This window comes from Ensifer adhaerens (assembly GCF_002940685.1).
GTDB lineage: Bacteria > Pseudomonadota > Alphaproteobacteria > Rhizobiales > Rhizobiaceae > Ensifer > Ensifer adhaerens_E.
In genome coordinates, this window is the sequence record NZ_PNFP01000002.1 from 488341 (window position 1) to 508653 (window position 20313).

Sequence of the window (20313 nt, forward strand, 5' to 3'; positions counted from 1 at the left end):
CCGTGGCCAAGCGCATACTCGCTCTGACCCTCGGCTCTGCTCTCGCCGTCGTCGGTCTCGTCGCCGCATTCGAGCCGATCCGCGGCCATGCCGAAACCTCCGGCGGCGGTGCGTTGAAAGGTGCCGCCGACTTCGCCTCGATCGCCGATACCAAGGAGCGCTCGAAGGCGATCTTCGCCGAGGCTAGCCGGGTGCTGACCCATCCGCGCTGCATCAACTGTCACCCGGCGACGCGCAGCCCGACGCAAGGCGAGGACATGCACCCGCATGTGCCGCTGATGATCGCGGCCGACAGCTCGATGGGGCCGGCCGGCCTTGCCTGCAGCACCTGCCACGGTCCTGAAAACCGGGGGATCGTCGGCAGCCGGCTGAAATCCATACCCGGCAATGCCCATTGGCAGCTGGCGCCCGAAAGCATGGCCTGGCAGGGCCTCACGGTCAGCCAGATCTGTCAGCAGGTGAAGGACACGGAGCGCAACGGCAACCGCTCCCATGCCGATCTCATCAAGCACATGGGCGAGGATCACCTCGTCGGCTGGGCCTGGCATCCGGGCGAGGGGCGCAGCGCACCGCCCGGCTCGCAAGCCGAACTCGCCGCGCTGATTGCCGCCTGGGTGGACACCGGCGCGGAATGTCCGGACTGAGCATGGCCGCATGAAGGACGAGCCGGCCGCCGCGGGCTCGTCCATGGTCCGGCGGAGGCGTGGGCAGGAACCTGCCATCTTGACAACGCAACGGGACTGTTCGACTTTCGCGCCATGACCTGCCGTTTCGCCAAACTGACGACCGTGAAAAAAGCCCCGTGCCCGGGGCTTTCGGTCGTTGCGCGCAGAGCATCATAGCAAGCACAAGGATCAGATCGACCCCGCCGGTTCGGACGGGGTTTTCGCTTGCGCTCCGTCTCCGGTTCCTTGAAGGAGATGGAATTTCATGGAAAGCACACAATCAACGCCGAGCGGTCTCTGGCTGCCGCTGATCACGCCCTTTCGCAACGGCGAACTCGACGAGCGCTCGCTGCGCCGGCTCGTGGCGCACTATGCCGCCGAGCCGATCGACGGCTTCATTCTCGGCGCCACCACCGGGGAGGGCATGGCGCTCGACGAGGCGGAGTGCGAGCGGCTGGTCGCAATCACCCGGGAGGCGCTGGCTGCGGCGGGCCGGTCGATCCCTGTCTATTTCGGGCTTTCCGGCAGCGATACGCGCAAGACCGTGAAGGCGCTGGAGCGGACGGCCGCCTGGGGCCTCGACGGCTATCTAATTGCCTGCCCCTATTACACGCGGCCGTCGCAACGGGGGCTTTTCGCGCATTTCTCGGCCCTTGCCGACGCAACCGCGCGGCCGATCCTGATCTACAACATTCCCTACCGGACCGGCGTGAACCTTGGCAACGAGACGATGCTGCAACTGGCGGAGCGGGCAAACATTGTCGGGGTGAAGGATTGTTCGGCGGATGCGACGCAATCCTTCGATTTGCTACGCCACAAGCCCAGAGATTTCGCCGTGCTGACCGGCGAGGACCCGCTGTTCTACACGGCGCTGACCCAAGGCGCCGAGGGTGGGATCACGGCGTCCGCCCATGTTGAGACGGCGGCCTTCGCCGAAATCCGCAACCGGCTCCTTGCCGGGGATCAACCCGGCGCGCTTGCCGCGTGGCAGCGCCTTGCCGATCTGCCGCGGCTGCTCTTTGCCGAGCCAAGCCCCGGACCGATCAAGCACTGGCTCTGGCGTCAAGGGCTGATCGACAGCCCCGAGATGCGCCTGCCGATGGTTCCGGTCAGCGACGAGCTGGAGCAAAGGATCGAAAGGGCGATGGCAGCGCCGGGCGGCCGCAACTGAGCATGCGCCGTCTTTCGAGGCGGGGCGGTCGGCACAGGCAAGATCGCCCTGTCTTGCATGCCGATTGCATCGTATTTTAACAGTTACGTACTTTCGCCAAACGGCGTGTTTCGGCAGGATGGCGGTTGCTGCGCGCGGGATCTCGAAGCCCGCGCGCAGCGCGCTGCCGGGCATTGAAGTACCGCTGTCGAGGACAAGCGGAGAGCTCCCTTGAGACGCGTTCCGTGCCTGAACCGTCACGGGAGAGGGCGAAATGCCGGTTTCCCGGTGAAGGACGACCTCGGGCGAGGTGGGACGCATGCCGACAGGGGGACTATCCGCAGGCCGTTGCCAAGGCTGATTATCGTGACGCCAGGAGACGATGATGAAGACGACATCCGGCAATAAACTGGAAATCACCCGACGGGACATGATGAAAGGCGGGATCGGCGCGGCCTCGCTTGCGGCGATCGGTGCCGGTGCGGCGGGGACGGCGGCGGTCACGGCCGCCTCGCTTGCGGCCTCGACCGGCCCGGCGCTGGCGCAGCAGGCGCTCGGGCCGGGTGCGCCGACCTTGCCCGTGACCGGCGTCGCCATGCATCCGGGCTATGCCCGCACGATCGCGCAGATGGCCTATGTCTGGGGCTGGCCGATCGTCAACATGCTGAACCGCAAGGCCAGGATCACCCAAGCGCCGAGCCCCGGCCTGCTCGGCGGCATTCTGCCGGTTGCCCCGCGCGGTCAGGTGGGCATGCTGCACGACTATATCGAGCCGTCGGAAACCTTCGTCACATGCCCCAACCAGGATGTGGTCTACGGCCTCGGCTTCTTCGAGCTCGACGATGAGCCCGTCGTCGCGCAGGTGCCCGACTTCGGCGACCGCTTCTGGGTCTATGCGCTTTACGACGCGCGCACCGACCAGTTCGGCCATCTCGGAAAGCCCTATGGCACCAAGCCCGGCTTCTACCTGCTGGTTGGCCCCGACTGGGACGGGCTGAAGCCCGCGGGCATCACCGATATCATCCGTTCGCCGACCTCGCTTGCCAACGCCATTCCGCGCATCTTTCAGGCCGACACGCGCGAGGACAACAAGGATCTACAACCGTTCATCAACCAGGTCGTCTTCTATCCGCTCAAGGATTTTACCGGCCAGATGAAGACGATCGAATGGGCGAAGCTCGCCGATATTCGCGCCCCGCCAGCCGACGACGCGGCGAGCGAAGGCGAAACGAAGTGGGTGGTGCCGGAAAAATTCTTCGAACAGTTCCCCGATGCGATCGCCGCAGTCGACCCGCTGCCCGGGGAAGAGGCGCTCTTTGCGCAGTTCCGCCTGCTGATCGACGCCACCGAAAGGGACGAGGAGCTCAAGCGGATGCTCGTCGATACGGCGATCGAGACCGAGGAAAAGGTGATTGCCCCCTTCTTCGATTGGCAGCGCAACGGGCTTCCGGCCGGCAACGGCTGGAACCGCTCGGTCAACAACGCGCAATGGGGCATGGATTATTTCAACCGGACGGGAACGGCCAAGTCGAACATGTTCGACAACAGGCCTTCGGAAACGCAGTATTTCTATACTGATTTCGACCGTGCGGGCGATCAATTGACCGGCGTCAAGCTCTACGAGATCACCTTTGCGCCGGGTCAGGACCCGCCGGTCAACGGTTTCTGGTCGCTGACCCTCTACAACGACAAGCATCTGTTTCACCCCAACGAGCACGAGCGCTATTCGCTCGGCACCAAGTCCCGGCAGATGAAGCGCAACAAGGACGGCTCGCTGACGATCTATGTGAGCGCCGAACGGCCGGGCGGCGACAAGGACAGCAACTGGCTGCCGGCACCGCCCGGCATCTTTTCGCTCTATATCCGCGCCTACTGGGGCAAGGAGGGCATCCTCGACGGCACCTGGCAACCGCCGCAAATCACGGTTGCTGCGTGACGGTGGCAAAGTGGCCGGGATAGGCTGCGGCGGTTTTCTGCAGCGGGTGGAGGTGGCATGCATCGGCGCCCGCCGTCCTCGGCGTCGGCCCGCCGCAGCGTAGGCGGCACGCCCTTTGATGCCTTGTTGCAAGTCGGCAGGACGATGTGCCTGCTGCCTCCTATGCGCCTTGTGGCGATGCAATTCCCGACGGAAAACCGCTTCGCACTTTTCCTGGAATTGCTTTAAGCTCCCGGCATTTCATGCCACGGAATTGATAAATGTCGCTTCGCCTCGCCACCTTCAATATCGAGAACCTCTTGAGCCGGTTCGATTTTTCCGGCTTTCGCAATCAACTGAAACAGGACCGGGTGCTGCGGCTCTTCGACGTCAAGAGCGAGGCGGAATACCAGCGGCTGGAGGAGGCGCGCACCATCGCGCATACGGACGACACGCGGCAGATGTCGGCCTTGGCGATCGCCGATTGCGACGCGGATATCCTCTGCCTGCAGGAAGCCGACAACATGGCCTCGCTGCAGGCCTTCGAATACAACTATCTCTTTCGCATGGTCGGCAACGGCTATCGCCAGAAGTACCTGATCGAGGGCAACGATTCGCGCGGGATCGATGTCGCCGTGCTGATGCGCGAGGAGACGCGCGACGGCCAGCCGATCGAGTGCCTCGAGGTGAAAAGCCATGCGGGCCTGACCTATGAGGACCTCGATCTCTTCAACGACAAAATAGCGCTCACCAACCGGCCGGCCGACCGGATCTTCAAGCGCGACTGCCTGGAACTGGACCTTCGGATCGGCGGGCGGCCGCTGACGCTTTACGTCGTGCACTTCAAGTCGATGGGGCCGGCGCGCGAAGGGCTCGATGGCCGGCAGGCGACGATGCCGCTGCGCGTGGCCGAGGCCTCGGCCGTGCGCCACATCATCGAGAGCCGCTTCGGCCGCGGGAAGACGGCCGACAAGATGTTTGCGATCTGCGGCGACATGAACGACTACCAGGAGAAGGTGAACATCCTCGGCGACCGGCGCACCGGCTACCAGTTCGTGCCGTATGACGAGGAGACGAGTGCGCTCGATATCTTCACGCATGACGGCTTTGCCGAAAACCCGATGCTGCGCCGGCCAGTGATGGACCGCTGGACGCTGTTTCACAGCCGCGGGCCGCAGGAGCGGCATCTCTGCCAGCTCGACTATATCTGGCTGTCGCCGGCGCTGTCCAAGCGCAACGCGCACCAGGTGCCCGAGGTCATCCGCGGCGGCCAACCGTTCCGCACGATCTTTCCGCCAGGCCTGGAGGCGGAACGCTATCCGCGCACCGGCTGGGATCGGCCGAAGGCATCCGACCATTGCCCCGTGGCCATCACCCTGGATGTGTGAGCATGAGCGCGCTTGAAAGCAATACGGCTGAATGGCCGGATGAAGGCGTCATCATCCCGATCGATGCGGTGGATGTCCGCGTTGTCGGCGCGGCGCATCCGTTTCACCTTGAGGAGTTGGAGCGCGCGCAGGAAAACTGGCAACGGGAGATCGCCGCCAACCCGCATCTCTTCGATGGGCGGATGGTGCTGCTGCGGGCGCTTCGCATCGCGGACGGCCGGCTGCGGGGCGAGGGGCATGTGGTGCCCTATTCGACCTTTCTCTGGTGGCGCAAGACGCGGGCAAAGAGTGCCTTTCATCTCTTTGCCATGCCGGCGATCCTTTCTTCCGACGGTGCGCTGATCCTCGTGCGCATGGGCGGGCATACCGCCAATCCGGGCCGGGTCTACAGCCCCTCCGGTTCGCTCGAGCCCGAGGATATCGTCGATGGCGGCTGCGACATCGACGGCAATATCCGCCGCGAGGCGATGGAAGAAACCGGCATCGACCTTTCGCTCGCGACGGTGGAGCCCGGCTATCACCTGCTGCATATGGGCCGCGCCGTGACGCTCATGCGCGTCTATCGCTATCCGGAGAAGGCCGAAGTGCTGGTTGCGCGCATCGCCGCGCATATCGCCAGCGATCCCGAACCGGAGATCGACGAGGCGATCGCGGTTTTCGGTCCGGATCCCCACGCGCACAACTACCCGCCCTTCATTCCGCCCGTTCTGGAGTGGCTGTTTCGGTAACATCCGCCCGCCACGACCATGAATCAATAAATCGCGCTATCTTTTTGTATTTGTAGCGCTTATGCCGCGCGCGTCTGCTTGCGCCTTGGGCCCCGTTGATGCGCAGGAAGAACTGCCACGCCTTCACACATGCCCGCGCCCCTCGGTCGTTGCATCCCAACAATCAGGAAGGACCGCGCAGGGTGGAAAACGGACTTCCGCCGGACCAGCCACCGACACTGCAGTCTCACCACGTGAAAGCAATATCGTCGGCAGATAGGTCCGCAAGCGAAACGCCTTCGATGAGGATACCTTCGGTTTCACCATGAAAGGCTACATAGAGACCCTCCTCTGTGTCATGCGAGGCAGCCACAAAGGAATCGAAATTATAGATGTTGGTGTCGCCAGGATAAAAGCCCCCCAACTCGATCACGTCGCCACTTTGGGTGTCAAAATCGACGATATGGTCGATGCTGCTATGGCGAACCTCAAATCCACTCCAGTGGAATGTGTCAGCGCCCTCACCGCCGATCAGACGATCTGCTCCCTGCTGGCCGAAGATGTGGTCATTGCCGCCTCGCCCCTCGAGAAGGTCATCGCCGCTTCCTCCTTGGATAATATCGTTACCGGCGGCGCCGCGTAGCGTGTCATCATGGTCACCGAAAACGCGTATCTCGAAATCTTCGACATTGACAAAAGTCAAACCCGTTGAGCTTGTTCCACTGGCGGCGTCAACATTGATCGCAGCCGATAGATCGGGGACGGTGATCTCAAGCGTATCGTGGCCATCGCCGCCATCAATGTCGGTTAGTCGAGCGGCAAAGATCGTGTCTTCACCGGCGCCGGCCCTGACAGTGGTTATCTCGGTCGTATTGGAATTAACGACCGCGAAATGGTCATCACCATTGCCGCCGTCGAGCATATCGGCGCCACCGTAGCGGTTATCGAGCCAATCATTGCCTTCGCCGCCGAATAACGTGTCATTGCCTTCATCACCATCGAGGAAGTCAATACCGTCGCCTCCAGAGAGGTAGTCATCGCCTTCGCCCCCACTAAGTGAGTCGACCCCGGCACCGCCTTCAAGGCGGTCATCATCGCCTTCGCCATAGAGATAGTCGTTGTTTTCGCCGCCAAACAGGCGGTCGGCCCCACTGCCGCCGAAGAGGTTGTCGCGACTGAGGCCACCGAGCAAGGTATCATTGCCGCTGCCGGTATGTGCGTAAACCCGCTCAAAATTGTGAAAGGCGGTACCGGTCGATGTAACGCCATTGACCACATCGACCGTGACATCATCGGTCCGATCCGCATCCTCGAGCCGTAACGTGTCGTCACCGTCGCCGCCGTCGAGTTCGGCAGATGAAAGTGTCGTTGTGATGCTGTCGTCGCCACTGCCACCAGAAAGATGATTGGCCCCGAACCGATCGATTATCGTGTCGTTGCCCGCACCGGCGTCGATAACATCAGCACCCAGGGAACTCATTTGATTATAGGTGTTCGGCAACGACTGGCCGCCGATGATGTCCGCGCCGTCTCCGGTCGAGATCACGTCGTCACCCGTGCCACCCTCAACAATGTCCTTGCCGCTACCGGTCGTCAGTTCCAGCCGCTCGATGCCGCGGTAGAAGATGTGATTGTCGGTCTCAGCCGGGTCACCGAAGGTTGCGTGGCGGTTCATGCCGTTAAACGTGACTCGGTTGCCCGTCCCTGAAAGATCGATGACCAGCGTATCGATGCCGGCACCTCCCCGCGCCACGCCGCCCGTTCCGTTGAGTTCCAGCCGGTCATCGCCATCGCCGCCATCGAGCTCGTCATAGCCGCTGAAACTCATCAGACCGTCGTTACCGGCCCCGCCATAGAGAAAGTCGTTCCCAAGCCCGCCGTCCAGCGTGTCATTGGCGCCGAGACCCCAGATATTGTCGTTTTCGTCTGTCCCGAACAGGGTGTTGTTCGCATCAGTGCCGACTATCTTTGCCATTGTTTTCATCCTCCTGAAAGCAACCTATAATCAAGCAACAATTGCAAACAAGTATTATGTTTTTTAATTGCAGTAATTTATTGTACTTCAATTATAATTCAAAAATGAAATCAATATCCATCACCGTCATGCAAATAACTGAAAGCCGGCGAGATCCTGGAACAACTGGCATTGAGATCGATGACGCTAGCCGGAAGCGCCCGAGCCAGACGCGATACGGCTGGCAAGATTTGGATTTACGATTGTTAGTAGTTTCTGATGTTTCCTTCGGCTTTCGCTACTGACGTCGAGATGACGGAAGGTGGCGCGGTAACTGTGTGCCGCGGGCTGTTGAGCAAGATGGGAGGTGCTCATGCGACGGGGACAGATGTCACGCCCGGGGAATGGGGGCAGGTGCACGGCGTCCAAAACGTCGGTTGGTACCGTTTCCGACTGGGGGTATTCGAGGGGCTGCTATTTCCCCTTGCCGGGAATTGGGGCGTCGTGCCATTGGGCGACGGCACGTATCAGTTTCATCCGGAGGCTGCTGTACCGCGCCATTAAGAGCCAAGTTCATCTGCGGCGGGGCATGCAGGCGGCGCCGAGGTTAAAGAAATCGTGATCCGCGCCGAGCTGTGCACGGGTGCTTTTAAGCCTTGCCGCCCGCGTCCCGACGCTGCAAAGTTTGCGGCATATTCGCAAGGGGACATGAATGGCGCTCAGCTACGCGATCTACGACGTCTTCACCGACAGGCAACTCGAGGGCAATCCGCTGGCCGTGGTCTTCGGCGCCGACTGGCTGGACGACGGGGCGATGCAGGCGATCGCGCAGGAATTCAACCTGTCGGAGACGGTGTTCATCCGCAGGCCAGGCGGTGCTGCGCATACGGCAAAGCTCAGGATTTTCACGCCCGCCCAGGAGCTGCCGTTTGCCGGGCATCCGACCGTCGGCGCGGCAGTCGCGATCGCCGAGGCCCAGCAAGGCACGACGGAGGAAGGCATCGACCTCGTTCAGGTGCTGGAGGAGAAGGTGGGGCCGGTGCGCTGTGCCGTGCGGCTCAAGCCCGGGCAGGCAAGCTTTGCCGAATTCGACCTGCCGCGAAAATCGGTCAGGCTCGACGCACGCTTCGACCGGCAGGCGATCGCCGATGCGCTGAGCCTGAAGCTCTCGCAGATCGGTTTCGAGAATCACGTGCCCTCGTTCTGGAGTGCGGGCGCGCCCTTCGTCATGGTGCCGGTGCACGACGTGGCTGCCGCCGCTGCGATCGAGTTCGATTCGCTGCGCTGGGAGCAACTGACGCCGATGGCGGAAGGGCGGCTTGCCGCGGCCTATGTCTATTGTCGCGGCGGCGTGAACCACACGGCGCGCTTCCACGCCCGCAAGTTCGGCCCCGGTGCCGGCAATCTCGAGGATGCCGCGACCGGCTCGGCGGTGGCCGCCCTTTCCGGCGCAATCCACCACTTCGACCAGTTCGTCGACGGTCACCACCCGGTGCTCGTCGAGCAGGGCGTGGAAATGGGACGGCCGTCCTTCATCCACCTGCATCTCGACATCTCGGGCGGCGAAATCAGCAACGCCCGCATCGGCGGCCATGCGGTCAAGATCGCAGCCGGCGAACTCTATGTGTGAGGCGCGCGGACCGCTTGCAAGCTTCCGTTCGAACGGTGCTTTAGCGCGTGATTACGGGCTTGAGCCAGCGATTGAACTCATAGTGCAGGCCTCCCCCGACATGGCTGCGCGCTGAACGCAATCGCAAGCCGTCTCCCATTGCGCCAAGAACCTGTATGGGCTCTCGCCCGCACCGAGCGTATCGAAGCATTCGGGCTGCTCGGCTGGGCCGAAGAAACGCAGGCTGCGCGTCCCATAGTCACGATCGACGGCGCCCAGATAGCGCCACGTGGACGAGTCGGTGCGCTTTGACTCCATACTGTCTACTTCAGATGGCTCTCTGCCTTCAGGAACGGTGACCAACGTTGCAACGCCACCTGCACCCAATGCAGCGATCCAGCCTTCGGATGTCAAATACAGGCCCGTCCGTTGAGCAGGCCCCCAATCTTCCCACATCCATTTGTCGAAGACGCCAAACGGAGTTCTGACGCTGATGTAATAGTCGTCACCGTTCCGACCGACGCGCACCGTAGTCTGGTTGTTCGGGAGTGATATTTCCACTGCGTCGCGATTGGGGAGAAAGAGCAGGCCAACCCCCAACAGGATCGCGGTGGTTATCTTGTTCCGGCGGACGAGTCCGACGATGCGGTTCCTAAGAATACCAGCGTTCATGAATTGTCCCCACTGCCTGCGCGCTGCTTTCCGCCGATAAGACCGAACGGGATTTGGAAACAGTTCCAGTTATTGGAAACCGGCAAGCCGAAGATTCTTTAGGAAAAGGGAAAGATAATCATTGTTTTAGGAGAAGTATTGGTGGGTGATCACGGGCTCGAACCGTGGACCCGCTGATTAAGAGTCAGCTGCTCTACCAACTGAGCTAATCACCCATCCGTGGCGTGGCTTTAGCGCACGAGGCTGTCGCACTCAAGAGGAAATCGTATCGCGTCACCGTTAAATCACAGCCGAGTTTCAACCTCGCCGCAGCGTGAAAATGATCGCCCATTCATTGCGCGCGTGTGCTGGCTGAAGGTGGGTTTCGTTGCCCGTTGTCTCCCAACTGCGGCAGGGTAGGCTGTGCCGGGGCACGAGGAGTGCGCCCGTCTTTGTCGGACAACCTGTTCTCCACAGGGCTGCGCCTGGTCATGCAAGGTTTTTCAAAAAAATTTCACAAAGCCGCTGGACAACCCAACCGAACGCCTTTATACGCCCCCTCACGACAGCAGCGGGACACGCCGCAGCGGTCGCGGATGGGTGATTAGCTCAGTTGGTAGAGCAGCTGACTCTTAATCAGCGGGTCCACGGTTCGAGCCCGTGATCACCCACCAAATCTTCTCCTAAAGCGCTGATTAGACTAAATTATCGTTTCTGCGGCCTTGTTCCAAGTGGCGCTGCTTCGCGGTAGTTGCGGTCTCCATCCCAGTTCAAAATCGACATCTCGGGTTATCCGGCCCTTTCATGCGAGCTTTGCAGGCAACAGCGCGTCAGCAAGCGGCGGAGAACACGTAGCAACCGGAATTGCGCTGAGCCGTTAACCCCGGTCATCACAACTATCGGGGAGTGTTCGCTGGCCCCGCTCGTGGGTGACAGCGAACACGTAGAGACTCACTGTTGCGCGCGCCTTTCCTCGAGCAGCGCTCGGCTTGGATGTAGGTGCGGATTTTCGGGTAGGAGTAGTGGCTTTCCATGGAACGCGAGACTTAAAGCCTCGTCGGCAACCGAGTAGGGGCCATCTGTGCCTTCGGGATCATAGTACGCGATCCGATACTCAGGCGAAATATCAATTGATCCATCATCAAAGAGCTTGTGGTGATTAGCGCAGAGGGCGATCCCATTGCGCGGATCGACGCGCAACTCGTGACGAGGGTCTCCAAACGGCACAATATGGGCAGCCTGCAAGGTGGACGGAAAACTCATCTCGCAAATTGCGCACTGATGCCCGTAGGCGCGAAGTACCGCTTTGCTAAACACTCTTTGCTGATTGCCGCGCGACAAGACGGATACGTATTTATCCGCATGGTGTGGATTGATGGTGAGGTCGTCAGCAATCCTGTTCAACTCACTTTGTTGAAGATTGGAGAATGGATTCGGAATTGCCTGCCAATTCTGGGAGTAGAGCTCTTCCAAATCACGTTCATTACCAGGCTCACCCAGAAAGCCTCGGCCTTGCACACCAGTGCTCGCGGAAACCAGAAGGGCGGTTAGGCGCGGCAGTCCGTCTTCCAAGCAATGGTCCTGTATCAATCCCAGCGGATACGCTATTGGGCGGTGGTGAATGCCTATAGCTGTGGCTGCCTCCTTGTAGGTCAACGGAGGGCGCCGGTTCTGCGCCGCACGAGTAAGCACATCCCAAAGCAGCCCGGCTCTATGTTCGTGGTCAACGGGTTCTGAAGCCATTTTCTCTCTCGTCTTTTTGCGGAACCCAGCGTGTGCCGGGTTGCTAGTATCGGTGATTAGCGGCAGCACAGGCGCTGCCTCTATTTAAGTACATTATCCCTCTATTGTCTGGCGAGAGAGCAGTCGACACGAGTCGCAATCAGGAGTCGAGTCGAACCAATCGGGCGCCTGCTTGGTCCGTCCTCGTGAGCGGACGCAATGAACGCATGCGTATGCCGTGGCTTGGTGGCAGGAGCGCCAACATCTACCTTGGACCTCCGCTCCGGACAGTTGCGAAATCGATTCATTCGTCGCCCATCAGTCAGGCTTGCGGCAGACACGCTTGTGGCGGCAAAAATCAGCTCTGGGGTGTCCGCCAAGGGGGGGGGGCGCCGATCCTATGGAGTAGGTCCAGCCCACAACTTCCGCCTGTTGCTTGTCTGCAACATGCCTCTTTTCAATCCCGCTGCCGCAGATTGTCCTCTTGCGAACAAAGTAATCCTGTGTAATTTTCAGCAAATCGGAGCTCAAACTAGAGGAGGCATACGATGAATTTCAATTTTGTTCAGATGCTCGCCTCTGGTGGAATGGCTCGCTCGTCACGACGAGTGTGCCATAATCCAGTGTTTTACTTCGGCGCGTAATCGCGTCCTGAGTTCCGGCTTTTCTTAACTTCCATTTTGACTTGATGTGACCGGTTCCCGGAACGTAGATCCGTGCCCGCGCGCATCCATAATCTAGAGGACCCGACCGCGTCTTGCGGCGGGGAATAATCATGCGCGAATTGCAACTCACTACCGCTGGCGCCTTGCCGGCGATCATGGACGACCTGTTTCGAACCTTCGGTTTCCGCCGCACGGTCGGCGCTTTCCTCGTTGCTGCCTGGAGGCGTCAGCGGACGCTCAACCAGCTCGGCCACCTCTCCGATCGCATGCTTCGCGATATCGGCGTGGAGGAGGGCGTGAAGAAGCCCGAGATAGCCGACGTTTCTCTCTGGCAGATGCCGGTCGGTTATCCCGTGACAAGGCACAACTGAGGCCCGCGTCAACGGGCCTCAGGCTGCGCCGCAACCGGTGGCCGATGACCTCGGCTAACCGGGCGGCGAGCTTGGCGGCGCAGTCATGCCGGATCATCGCAGCGGCGAGGTTCTCCCGCTCCTTGCCCGTCGCCTTGAATTTTGCCTCTGCCATCTCCCGGCACCAGCCGGCGTCAAGAACGTCTTCCGGGATGTGCGGAATGCAGGAAGAAAGAAAGAGCAGAGAAGAGAAGAGAGGAAGACAACGCGCATTCGGAACTCCTGGCCGGGGCCCGTATTGATAGCGCCGGTTTTAGTGAAGGTCGGGTATAGAAAGCCCCGTGTCCGGATCGTAGAAACCAACGGCTTCAACGCGTGAGGATGACCTCGCACAACCGGATTGCCGGTTTTCCCTGATTATATCGACCTGCGCGCTTGCCCGCCTTGCTCAATTAGCTATGACGGTAATGAAGCCGGAGCGGGGCAAGGCCCATCTTCTATCCGGCACTTGGAACGGCGGGTGGAAGTGCAGCACCGATGACGGATACCAGGAACATTATTGACGCGCGCGCTTGCAGCGACGAGGTCCTGCAGGCGATCGGCTCCGATGTGCTGATCGTCGGATCCGGGGCTGCTGCCTGCGCCATGGCGACGCGGCTTTTGACCGAGGGGTTGAAGGTCACGCTGCTTGAAACCGGAGACAATCTCGTCAACTCCGACAGCTCGCCCTTCTTCGAGATCGACAACCAGGAGCCGTTCGGGCTTTCCTTCCAGATCGGCGGGGCGACGAACCTGTGGTCCGGTCGGGTTGCGCCTCTGGAAGACGTCGACCTGACGTCCGGCAACGACTGGCCGCTGGAGCGCGCCGAACTCGATGGCTACTACCGGCAGGCACTCGAACTGCTGCAGCTGAAGCCGATCGGCGATATCGACCGGGTGCCGGCCTATGACGGCGCGTCTGCGCCATGGCGGGATTTCGTCTCCGACCCGGCCGTCTCCGTCAAGCGCTTTCAGTGGAGCCGCCCGGCCTTCAACGGCCAGGAGTACCTGAAGGCGCTTGCGGGCAGGAACCCCGATCTTACCATCGTCTACAATTGCCGCGTGCTGCAGCTGATCCCGAACGCCGCCGGCGACCGGGTCGGCGCGGTCAGGGCGGCTGTCGGCGAGGCGCGGGTCGTGGAGCTTTCCGCCCCGGAATTCGTGCTTTGCGCCGGCGGGCTCGAAAATCCGCGCATCATGCTGAACAGCCGAAAGGGCACGTTTCTCGCAAACGACAATATCGGCCGCTTCTTTTCCACCCATCCCAAGGCCAATGTCGGGCGCATCCATCTGTTCAAGACCGTGAAGACGGCGGGCCCGCTGTTCAGCGACCACAAGAACGGCGACAGCTCGCTGCGTTTTGGCGTCGGCGTGCGCAAGAATGGCAAGCACGACCAGCTGAATCACTACGTTCAGTTTTCGCCGCGCTTCGAATCGATCGGGCTCAAGCTTCTCGAACATGCCCAGCATGTGGTTGCGGCCGGCGAGGGGGGCGATCGCCCGCAATCGACCTTGCGCCGCCGCCTGACCTCGGCTCTGGCGGTCGCCGGCCAGGTCGCTTTCAACGTCATCGGCAAGATGGGTTTGCTCGGGCCGGGCGGCTCGATCCTGGTGGTGCGCGGCTTCTTCGATCAGCATCCGAATGCCGAGCACAGGGTGGAGCTCGGCGAGGCGCGCGATCCGCATGGGCTGCCGAAGGGCGTCGTGCACTGGTCGCTGACCGAGGAGGACCAGGCGTCGATCCGAGATTTTCTCGACGACCTTTCCGGGCTCCTTCAGCGCCACAATATCGGCAAGCTGATCCCGACGCTGCCGCCCGTGGGCAAGCCCTGGGACATTACCGGCATCCATTCCCATTTCATGGGAACGACACGCATGGGCCGCTCGGCCGATATGTCGGTCGTCGATCGCGACGGCCGGGTGCACGGGGTCGACAACCTCTATGCGGCGGGCGCTTCGGTCTTTACCTCCTACGGCTATGCCAACCCCGTACTGACAGTCATGGCGCTTGCAATGCTGACGGCCGATAAGATATGCCAGCGCCACAAAACAAAGGCGGGTACTCCATGACGGAAACGACTTCCCCGGAACTGAGCGGAAAAGAACAGCGCGCGAAACGCACGCGCTGGCAGAAGCTCTCGCGGAAAAACTACTTTGGGGGCAAGCTTTCGACGAAGAACCTCGTCCGGCTGTGCCAGGAAAATGCTTCGAACAAGCGCACGATCATCGTGCACACCGAAGACGTTGACTATACTGAGTTTTTCCCGAACTCGTTCCTGGTGTCGAAGTCCGATCGCAAGAATGCCGACCTCGTCGTCGACACGCACTATCACCTCGATGCCATCGAGAGCGAAAGCTACGACATCGTGCTCTGCACCGGGCTCTTGGAGCACGTTCCCGATCCGCAGCGGCTGATCGACGACATGCGCCGGATCCTGAAGCCGAACGGCAAGCTGATCATTTCCGCCTCCGCGGTGTTCTCCTTCCATGAGGGCCCCGAGAACTATTTCCACTTCACGCCCTTCTCCTTCAAGTTGCTGTTCAAGGATTGGAGCGAGATCGAGGACCTGCGCGGCTCGAGCATGCCGTTCGAGACGATCGGCATCCTGATGCAGCGCATCCTGCTGCAGTGCGACGTGTTTCCGCTGGCGCGCCCGTTCATCGAGCTGATGGCGCGCTCGGCCCGGTTCTTCGACGTCTTCATTACCCAGCAATACGACACGACGTGGAAGTACACCGACGATCACAAGATCGATTCGATGATGCCGTCCAATATCCAGGCCGTGGTGAGGAAATAACGCGGGCTCGGCCCCGCGGCGACGAGGCATGCCCCGTCGCCGGCTCGCATTTGCAATCCTTGAGAAAAGGATCACCCACGGACGTTGTCCGTGGGTGATTGCGTTTTCGGCGCTGGGCGCTGTCGCTCGGCTACTGGCTCGTCGCAGGCTGCGTCGTTGCCGGCTGTGTGGTCGCTGGTTGCGTCGTCGACTGGTCAGTCGTTGCCGGTTGCTGGGTCGTCGCTGGCTGCTCGGTCGTTGCCGGCTGTGTCGTCGTTGTTGCCGGCGCCGTCTCAGCTGCCTGCTGGTTGGCTGCCGGTTTGAGGTAGACGACGGCAAGAATAATGAGCACGACCACAACCAGAATGCCGATGAGTGTGTTTCGATTCATGCAGGCTTCTCCTCAGGTTAAGTGCCTTAGACCTGTAAATGGAGCAGCTGGTCGAATTATCAACGGCCGGGTTCGCGGGTCGGTTGAAAAAGGCCTTCAGCGGCCGCAGCCGGCGGAATTTGCCTGAGGAATGGCGCGCAACAGGTCATCTCACCGCTCCCCGGAAGCGACAAGACGACCCAAGTTTTCGCCAGGGGCAGCGTCAAACGTTCGCCGGCTATCAACCGCCTTCGTTGCGGGCTTTTGGCACAGGGGTGATGAAGCCGAGCCGCAGCAATTGCTTCGACCCGCCGTACTTCATCGAGGATTCGGAGAAGAGCTGCAGCGCGCCGGTGCTGGCCAATGCGTCCGTCATCTTGGCATAGGCGGCCGAGCCATCGAAGTATTGCCCATCGGCAACCGCGTCGTTGATGACCTTCTGGTAGTCGGCAAAGAACTTAAAGTGCAGCAATGTGCCGAGAATAGACGAGAAGTTGCGCTGATAGGGGAGCGGCTGGTGAATGCTGGGGCCGAAGCGACAGTCCTCGTCCCAATAGATCAGCGGATACTTGATCAGTTCCAGGTCCGATTCGAATTCGCGGTGGCGGGCGCCGCCCTTGATGGTGATCGCGCGCTTTGTCGTTGTCAGCGTATAGCCGCGGCTGTCGAAGTGATCGGCGACTTCCCAGGGCGCGCTGGTCGTCAGCTGGTCGATGTCGGCGGCACCGAGATCGACCGGGTACATGTCCAGCATCGGCGCCGGCAGGCGCGAAATCTTCACGTCCTCGAGCGCATGGATGACCGACCAGAGCGTGCGGTTTTCGCAATCGTCATAGATCAGGAACTCGTCGGAATCGACGTTTACGTACCAGCGTTCGCCACCGTAGAGGGCAAACAGCGATTCTCTCCAGGCCCGCCCGCGCCGGGCATCCTTGTAGCGCACCGAGGATGCCCACAGGTCGACGTCCGGCTGACAGAGCAGATAGTCGCGCGTGCCGTCGGTCGAGGCATCGTCGACGCAGATGAAGCGGGTGACCCCCAGCGACCGGTAATGGGCGAGGAAGCCGGGCATGAGCTTGGCGTCGTTGCGGGTCAGGAAGATCAGCGGCAGATCATCGGGATAGAGCGACGTCTGCCCCTGGGGGCTGACACAGTGCAGATCGACCGCATAGTTCATCCTGCGCTCGCGCCTCTCGACCTTGGTCGTCTCGTACCAGGTCGCGATGCGGTCAAAGAAGCTTCGGTCGGCGATCGACTCGGCATCGGATCGATTCTCGAAGGGATAAACGATATCGGTCATGCTCATTCCGACATTTGTCATAAATAATATAAACCCGGACTAAATGAAAAGCACAGGCGTGGCAATCCATTCGATCGCAGGCATATGGGGAACGAAACCTCCTGTTTCCAGCAACTCGAGGACGTGGATTGCGTCCGGGCGCCACAGTTTCTGCGGGTATCCGTCAACCGGTGACGACGGAATGGGAACGGGCCGACGGCGGCGCGCTTCCAGACGCCCTGGCGTTTTTCCGAAACTTTTCGCCCGTTGCGCGGTTTCTCCTTCATCCATGTTCGCGCGGATGCGCAAGAAGTGGAGGAGGCAGACATGACGCATACGATAAGCAAGCTTTTGTTGGCGGCCCTGGTGGCCGCGGGAACGGTCAGCGCAATGCCCGTCATTGCGCCGGCGCAGGGTCTCGACCTCTATATCGGGCCGGACCGCGACTATGACGGCGGCGATTTCCGCCGAGAGCGGCGCTATGACGATGAAGACTATGTTCGTCCGCGCGGCTGCAGTACCGGCCAGGCCCTGCGGCGCGCCTATCGCGCCGGCCTGCGCGATCCGGAAATTGCCGCAATGAGCCGCAACCGGATCGTCGTCGAAGGCGAAACCCGACGCGGTCAGTATGCTCGGATCTATCTGGCCAACCGCAGCGGTTGCCCGCGCATCGGATAGGTGTTGTGGCGTCTGATGAAAGCATGACGGGCTTGGCCGGCGGGAGACCCGTCTTCCGGCGGCCGGCCACAGGGGCTTTCGCAATCGCCGTTTCCCAGTCGGGCGCTATGATGATAGGTCAGGCGCATGACCGCCTTGCCCGTAATCGCCATGCCGATGGCCGCCTTTGCCGACCGCGACGTCGTTCCGCTTGCCGAGCGGGGGTGTGGCACCTGCACGCTCTGCTGTCGCCTGCCGGATATCGACGCGCTGGAAAAGCCGGCCAACGCCTGGTGCCGGCATTGTACGGGTACGGGATGCCGGATTTATGAGGACCGGCCGCAGCTCTGTCGCGATTTTCTCTGTCTCTGGCGCACGGACGAGACGCTGGGGAAGGCCTGGGATCCCGCACGCTCGCACATGATGATCTATCGTCAGGGGCCGCAGGTGACGGTTCTCGTGGATCCGGATCACCCCGACGCCTGGAAGCAGGCACCCTATGCGGCGACGCTGCAGCATTGGGCGCGCGACGATGAGAACGGGCACTATGTCATCGTCTTCGTCGGCGACGAGGTGTTCAAGGTCGATTGAGACCCGGCGGAAAAGACGAAGAAAGAAAGAGCCCCGCACGAGGGCGGGGCAAGCAGGCACCCAAAATGGCTCGGGGTGCGGGGAAGCGCAGTCCACAAAGAACGTACTGCGCGGTACGGAAGCTAACGCGCATCCGGAGGCCGGGGAAAGGCCGGATTCGGCGATTCTGGTACGGTTGCCAAAATAAAGTGGCGCAGCCGCATGCGGGCGTGCCGGGCAGGTGCGTCCGGCTTTCGCCTCGCCGGATCCATTTCGAGGCCACGATTGACTTTGACTGCCGGCGCGTCATTTCCGATCGGAGGAAAGACGGAGGCGATCATGTCAAAGGCGATGCTCACGTTGCTGTGTCTGGCGGTCCTTGTGCTCACGGCCTGCGCCAACACGGCGCGCGGCTTTCGGCAGGACAGTGCCGAGACCGGCCACGCGCTGGATGATGCGACCCACCGCGTGTTGACGTCGACATCGAAGTAGGCGACCGGTGCGAGGCCCCGGTCGCCGCGGCCGGCCTATCGCAATGGGGCGGTGCTGGCGCGCGCGGGGGCTTCGGCGCTCATGAAGATTACCACGGCAAACAACAACACCCCGAGGAAGGCGACGATCGACGCAGCAGCGACGATAGGCTCTATCTCGGGACGGCCTGTCGTCATCAGATAGAGCGACGGGGCGAGCACGGCGACGCCCGACGTGTAGACATAATATTGGATGAGCGCGAGCCGACGCTCGGCCTTGGCGGGATTGAGCGCATAATAGATGCCGAAGATCGCCATTGTCACCCAGCCGAGCAGGTTGGTGTGGGCGTGGGCTGGCGTTGCCGCATGATCCTGGCTGATCGCCATGTGCAGGCCGATACAGAGGCCGATGATCAGGAAAATGATTGCCGTCTTGAAATAGAGATGCGCAAGCCTTGGCATGGATCGTCTCCTCCGCGATGCCCTTCTGATTCATTAGCATGTTCGCAAATAAAAGCGGACGGCCAAAATTGGGCATGTGGCGAGCGGATCGGTCAGACGGAGGTCACGCCGGTCGGGCGGTGGCGGCGGCGAGTGCGGCGCGCCTGCGCGTCGCCATGCCATCGAAGGCGGTGAGCCCCTGGCGCTGCAGATAGGCCGATATCGCCGCCTCGACGCCGCGGTCGTTGCCGCCCTCTGTTTCCCAGAAGGCTTCGATGGCCGCAAAGAGGGCAGACTTGTCGAGCGCGGCGGTCATCGCAGGCAGGTTCCGAACTGCTGGCGGTGGTTGAGGGTGCCGTGGACGGCCTGGCTCAAGGATCTACGCTGCCTGCCGAAATCGGCGCACCAACGTTCCCAGGCCTGCGACGTGCGCACGAAGGCCGGAAGCCTGTGTTCCTCCTCAGGGCCCTGATCGAAACCGTCGAGCCAGGCATCGGCGACGGTCTCGGTGACGTCTTCGCCGTGAAGCGCGTCGAGATCGAAGCGGATCAGGCGTTCCACATGCTCGCCGTCGTGGACATTGAGCCAGTCAGCCGCGGTTCTGTAGGTGGTGCCGGCGGTGTCGCTCTCGTCGCAGAAGGTACCAGTGCCGAGCGCCATCATGGCGAGAATGATCTCGCGGCGCTGGAGGAAGGGGGCGGCGGTCATCGCCGTCGCGGCGCCGGCGGAGATCGCATCGGGCATCGTTCACCTCGTCTGTTCGAGGTGCCCGCCGGAACACCCTTCTCGGGTTTCCTGTCGGCCCCTCCGTTGTGTTGCTGCTTAATATAGGAAAAATCCTATTTCACAGTCAATAGGAAAAACACTGCCGGCAGGAAGCGTCCTGTTCAAATTGTCGACGGAGCGTTATTTGTTCTTGTTTTGTTCGGATGAT

20 protein-coding genes and 2 tRNA genes are annotated in these 20313 nt (G+C 61.3%); 13 read left to right on the forward strand and 9 right to left on the reverse strand.

All coding sequences use genetic code 11. The features are described 5' to 3' along the window. Window positions 1-2 precede the first annotated feature (2 nt). From C1A35_RS05625 to C1A35_RS05645, 5 genes are all read left to right on the forward strand, one after another. Complete coding sequence (locus C1A35_RS05625) at window positions 3-644, forward strand: Isoquinoline 1-oxidoreductase subunit (protein ID WP_104663466.1); 642 nt, start codon at window positions 3-5, stop codon at window positions 642-644. Between the two features lie 286 nt (window positions 645-930). Then, complete coding sequence (gene dapA, locus C1A35_RS05630) at window positions 931-1836, forward strand: 4-hydroxy-tetrahydrodipicolinate synthase (protein WP_104663336.1); 906 nt, start codon at window positions 931-933, stop codon at window positions 1834-1836. Window positions 1837-2200: 364 nt separating this feature from the next. Beyond that, the gene (locus C1A35_RS05635) at window positions 2201-3751 is read left to right on the forward strand and encodes a DUF1254 domain-containing protein (RefSeq protein ID WP_104663337.1); all 1551 of its coding nucleotides are present in this window, start codon (window positions 2201-2203) and stop codon (window positions 3749-3751) included. A gap of 260 nt (window positions 3752-4011) precedes the next feature. After that, window positions 4012-5118, forward strand: a complete 1107-nt coding sequence (locus C1A35_RS05640) for an endonuclease/exonuclease/phosphatase family protein (RefSeq protein ID WP_104663338.1) — start codon at window positions 4012-4014, stop codon at window positions 5116-5118. A 2-nt stretch (window positions 5119-5120) separates the two neighbouring features. Next, the gene (locus C1A35_RS05645) at window positions 5121-5846 is read left to right on the forward strand and encodes an NUDIX hydrolase (RefSeq protein WP_104663339.1); all 726 of its coding nucleotides are present in this window, start codon (window positions 5121-5123) and stop codon (window positions 5844-5846) included. A 226-nt stretch (window positions 5847-6072) separates the two neighbouring features. Here C1A35_RS05645 and C1A35_RS05650 read toward each other — a convergent pair whose 3' ends face one another. Further along, window positions 6073-7800 carry a calcium-binding protein gene (locus tag C1A35_RS05650; protein ID WP_158664977.1) on the reverse strand — a complete coding sequence of 576 codons (1728 nt, stop codon included), beginning with the start codon at window positions 7798-7800 and terminating at the stop codon, window positions 6073-6075. A 691-nt stretch (window positions 7801-8491) separates the two neighbouring features. Here C1A35_RS05650 and C1A35_RS05660 point away from each other — a divergent pair. Then, the gene (locus C1A35_RS05660; protein ID WP_104663342.1) at window positions 8492-9409 is read left to right on the forward strand and encodes a PhzF family phenazine biosynthesis protein; all 918 of its coding nucleotides are present in this window, start codon (window positions 8492-8494) and stop codon (window positions 9407-9409) included. Between the two features lie 51 nt (window positions 9410-9460). Here the strand turns inward: C1A35_RS05660 and C1A35_RS05665 are convergent, their stop codons facing one another. Together C1A35_RS05665 and C1A35_RS05670 are read right to left on the reverse strand one after the other, a co-directional pair. Further along, a complete protein-coding gene (locus C1A35_RS05665; protein ID WP_104663343.1) occupies window positions 9461-10060 on the reverse strand; it encodes a hypothetical protein in 600 nt (199 codons plus the stop codon). 139 nt (window positions 10061-10199) lie between these two features. After that, a tRNA-Lys gene (locus C1A35_RS05670) sits at window positions 10200-10275 on the reverse strand. Between the two features lie 362 nt (window positions 10276-10637). Here C1A35_RS05670 and C1A35_RS05675 point away from each other — a divergent pair. Continuing rightward, window positions 10638-10713, forward strand: a tRNA-Lys gene (locus C1A35_RS05675). Between the two features lie 277 nt (window positions 10714-10990). Here the strand turns inward: C1A35_RS05675 and C1A35_RS05680 are convergent. Beyond that, window positions 10991-11782 carry an HNH endonuclease gene (locus C1A35_RS05680; RefSeq protein ID WP_104663344.1) on the reverse strand — a complete coding sequence of 264 codons (792 nt, stop codon included), beginning with the start codon at window positions 11780-11782 and terminating at the stop codon, window positions 10991-10993. Between the two features lie 754 nt (window positions 11783-12536). Between C1A35_RS05680 and C1A35_RS05685 the strand changes: the two genes are divergently transcribed. The 3 genes from C1A35_RS05685 to C1A35_RS05695 all read left to right on the forward strand — a co-directional run bounded on the left by C1A35_RS05685 (window position 12537) and on the right by C1A35_RS05695 (window position 15613). Further along, window positions 12537-12797 carry a DUF1127 domain-containing protein gene (locus C1A35_RS05685; RefSeq protein WP_104663345.1) on the forward strand — a complete coding sequence of 87 codons (261 nt, stop codon included), beginning with the start codon at window positions 12537-12539 and terminating at the stop codon, window positions 12795-12797. Window positions 12798-13313: 516 nt separating this feature from the next. Further along, entirely contained in the window at window positions 13314-14885 is a 1572-nt protein-coding gene (locus C1A35_RS05690) for a GMC oxidoreductase (RefSeq protein WP_104663346.1), read from the forward strand. Further along, window positions 14882-15613 carry a class I SAM-dependent methyltransferase gene (locus C1A35_RS05695; RefSeq protein WP_158664978.1) on the forward strand — a complete coding sequence of 244 codons (732 nt, stop codon included), beginning with the start codon at window positions 14882-14884 and terminating at the stop codon, window positions 15611-15613. Before C1A35_RS05690 ends, C1A35_RS05695 begins: the two co-directional genes overlap by 4 nt. A 130-nt stretch (window positions 15614-15743) precedes the next feature. On the opposite strand, the gene C1A35_RS05700 is transcribed toward C1A35_RS05695, so the two are convergent. Both C1A35_RS05700 and C1A35_RS05705 read right to left on the reverse strand, forming a co-directional pair. After that, window positions 15744-15983: a hypothetical protein gene (locus C1A35_RS05700; protein WP_104663348.1), complete on the reverse strand. Its 240-nt coding sequence runs from the start codon at window positions 15981-15983 to the stop codon at window positions 15744-15746. Window positions 15984-16203: 220 nt separating this feature from the next. Continuing rightward, a complete protein-coding gene (locus C1A35_RS05705) occupies window positions 16204-17187 on the reverse strand; it encodes a glycosyltransferase family 2 protein (protein ID WP_199772872.1) in 984 nt (327 codons plus the stop codon). A gap of 381 nt (window positions 17188-17568) precedes the next feature. Here C1A35_RS05705 and C1A35_RS05710 point away from each other — a divergent pair, with 381 nt between their 5' ends. The 3 genes from C1A35_RS05710 to C1A35_RS05720 all read left to right on the forward strand — a co-directional run bounded on the left by C1A35_RS05710 (window position 17569) and on the right by C1A35_RS05720 (window position 18960). Beyond that, entirely contained in the window at window positions 17569-17919 is a 351-nt protein-coding gene (locus C1A35_RS05710) for a hypothetical protein (RefSeq protein WP_104663468.1), read from the forward strand. Window positions 17920-18045: 126 nt separating this feature from the next. Continuing rightward, complete coding sequence (locus C1A35_RS05715) at window positions 18046-18489, forward strand: YkgJ family cysteine cluster protein (RefSeq protein ID WP_234822768.1); 444 nt, start codon at window positions 18046-18048, stop codon at window positions 18487-18489. A 318-nt stretch (window positions 18490-18807) separates the two neighbouring features. Then, the gene (locus C1A35_RS05720) at window positions 18808-18960 is read left to right on the forward strand and encodes an entericidin (protein WP_104663349.1); all 153 of its coding nucleotides are present in this window, start codon (window positions 18808-18810) and stop codon (window positions 18958-18960) included. A 35-nt stretch (window positions 18961-18995) separates the two neighbouring features. Here the strand turns inward: C1A35_RS05720 and C1A35_RS05725 are convergent, their stop codons facing one another. From C1A35_RS05725 to C1A35_RS05735, 3 genes are all read right to left on the reverse strand, one after another. Then, entirely contained in the window at window positions 18996-19400 is a 405-nt protein-coding gene (locus C1A35_RS05725; RefSeq protein ID WP_104663350.1) for a hypothetical protein, read from the reverse strand. Between the two features lie 103 nt (window positions 19401-19503). Then, window positions 19504-19695 (reverse strand): hypothetical protein, encoded by a 192-nt coding sequence (locus C1A35_RS05730; protein WP_104663351.1) that lies wholly within the window; start codon window positions 19693-19695, stop codon window positions 19504-19506. Continuing rightward, window positions 19692-20123, reverse strand: a complete 432-nt coding sequence (locus C1A35_RS05735; protein ID WP_104663352.1) for a hypothetical protein — start codon at window positions 20121-20123, stop codon at window positions 19692-19694. Before C1A35_RS05735 ends, C1A35_RS05730 begins: the two co-directional genes overlap by 4 nt. Window positions 20124-20313 lie beyond the last annotated feature (190 nt).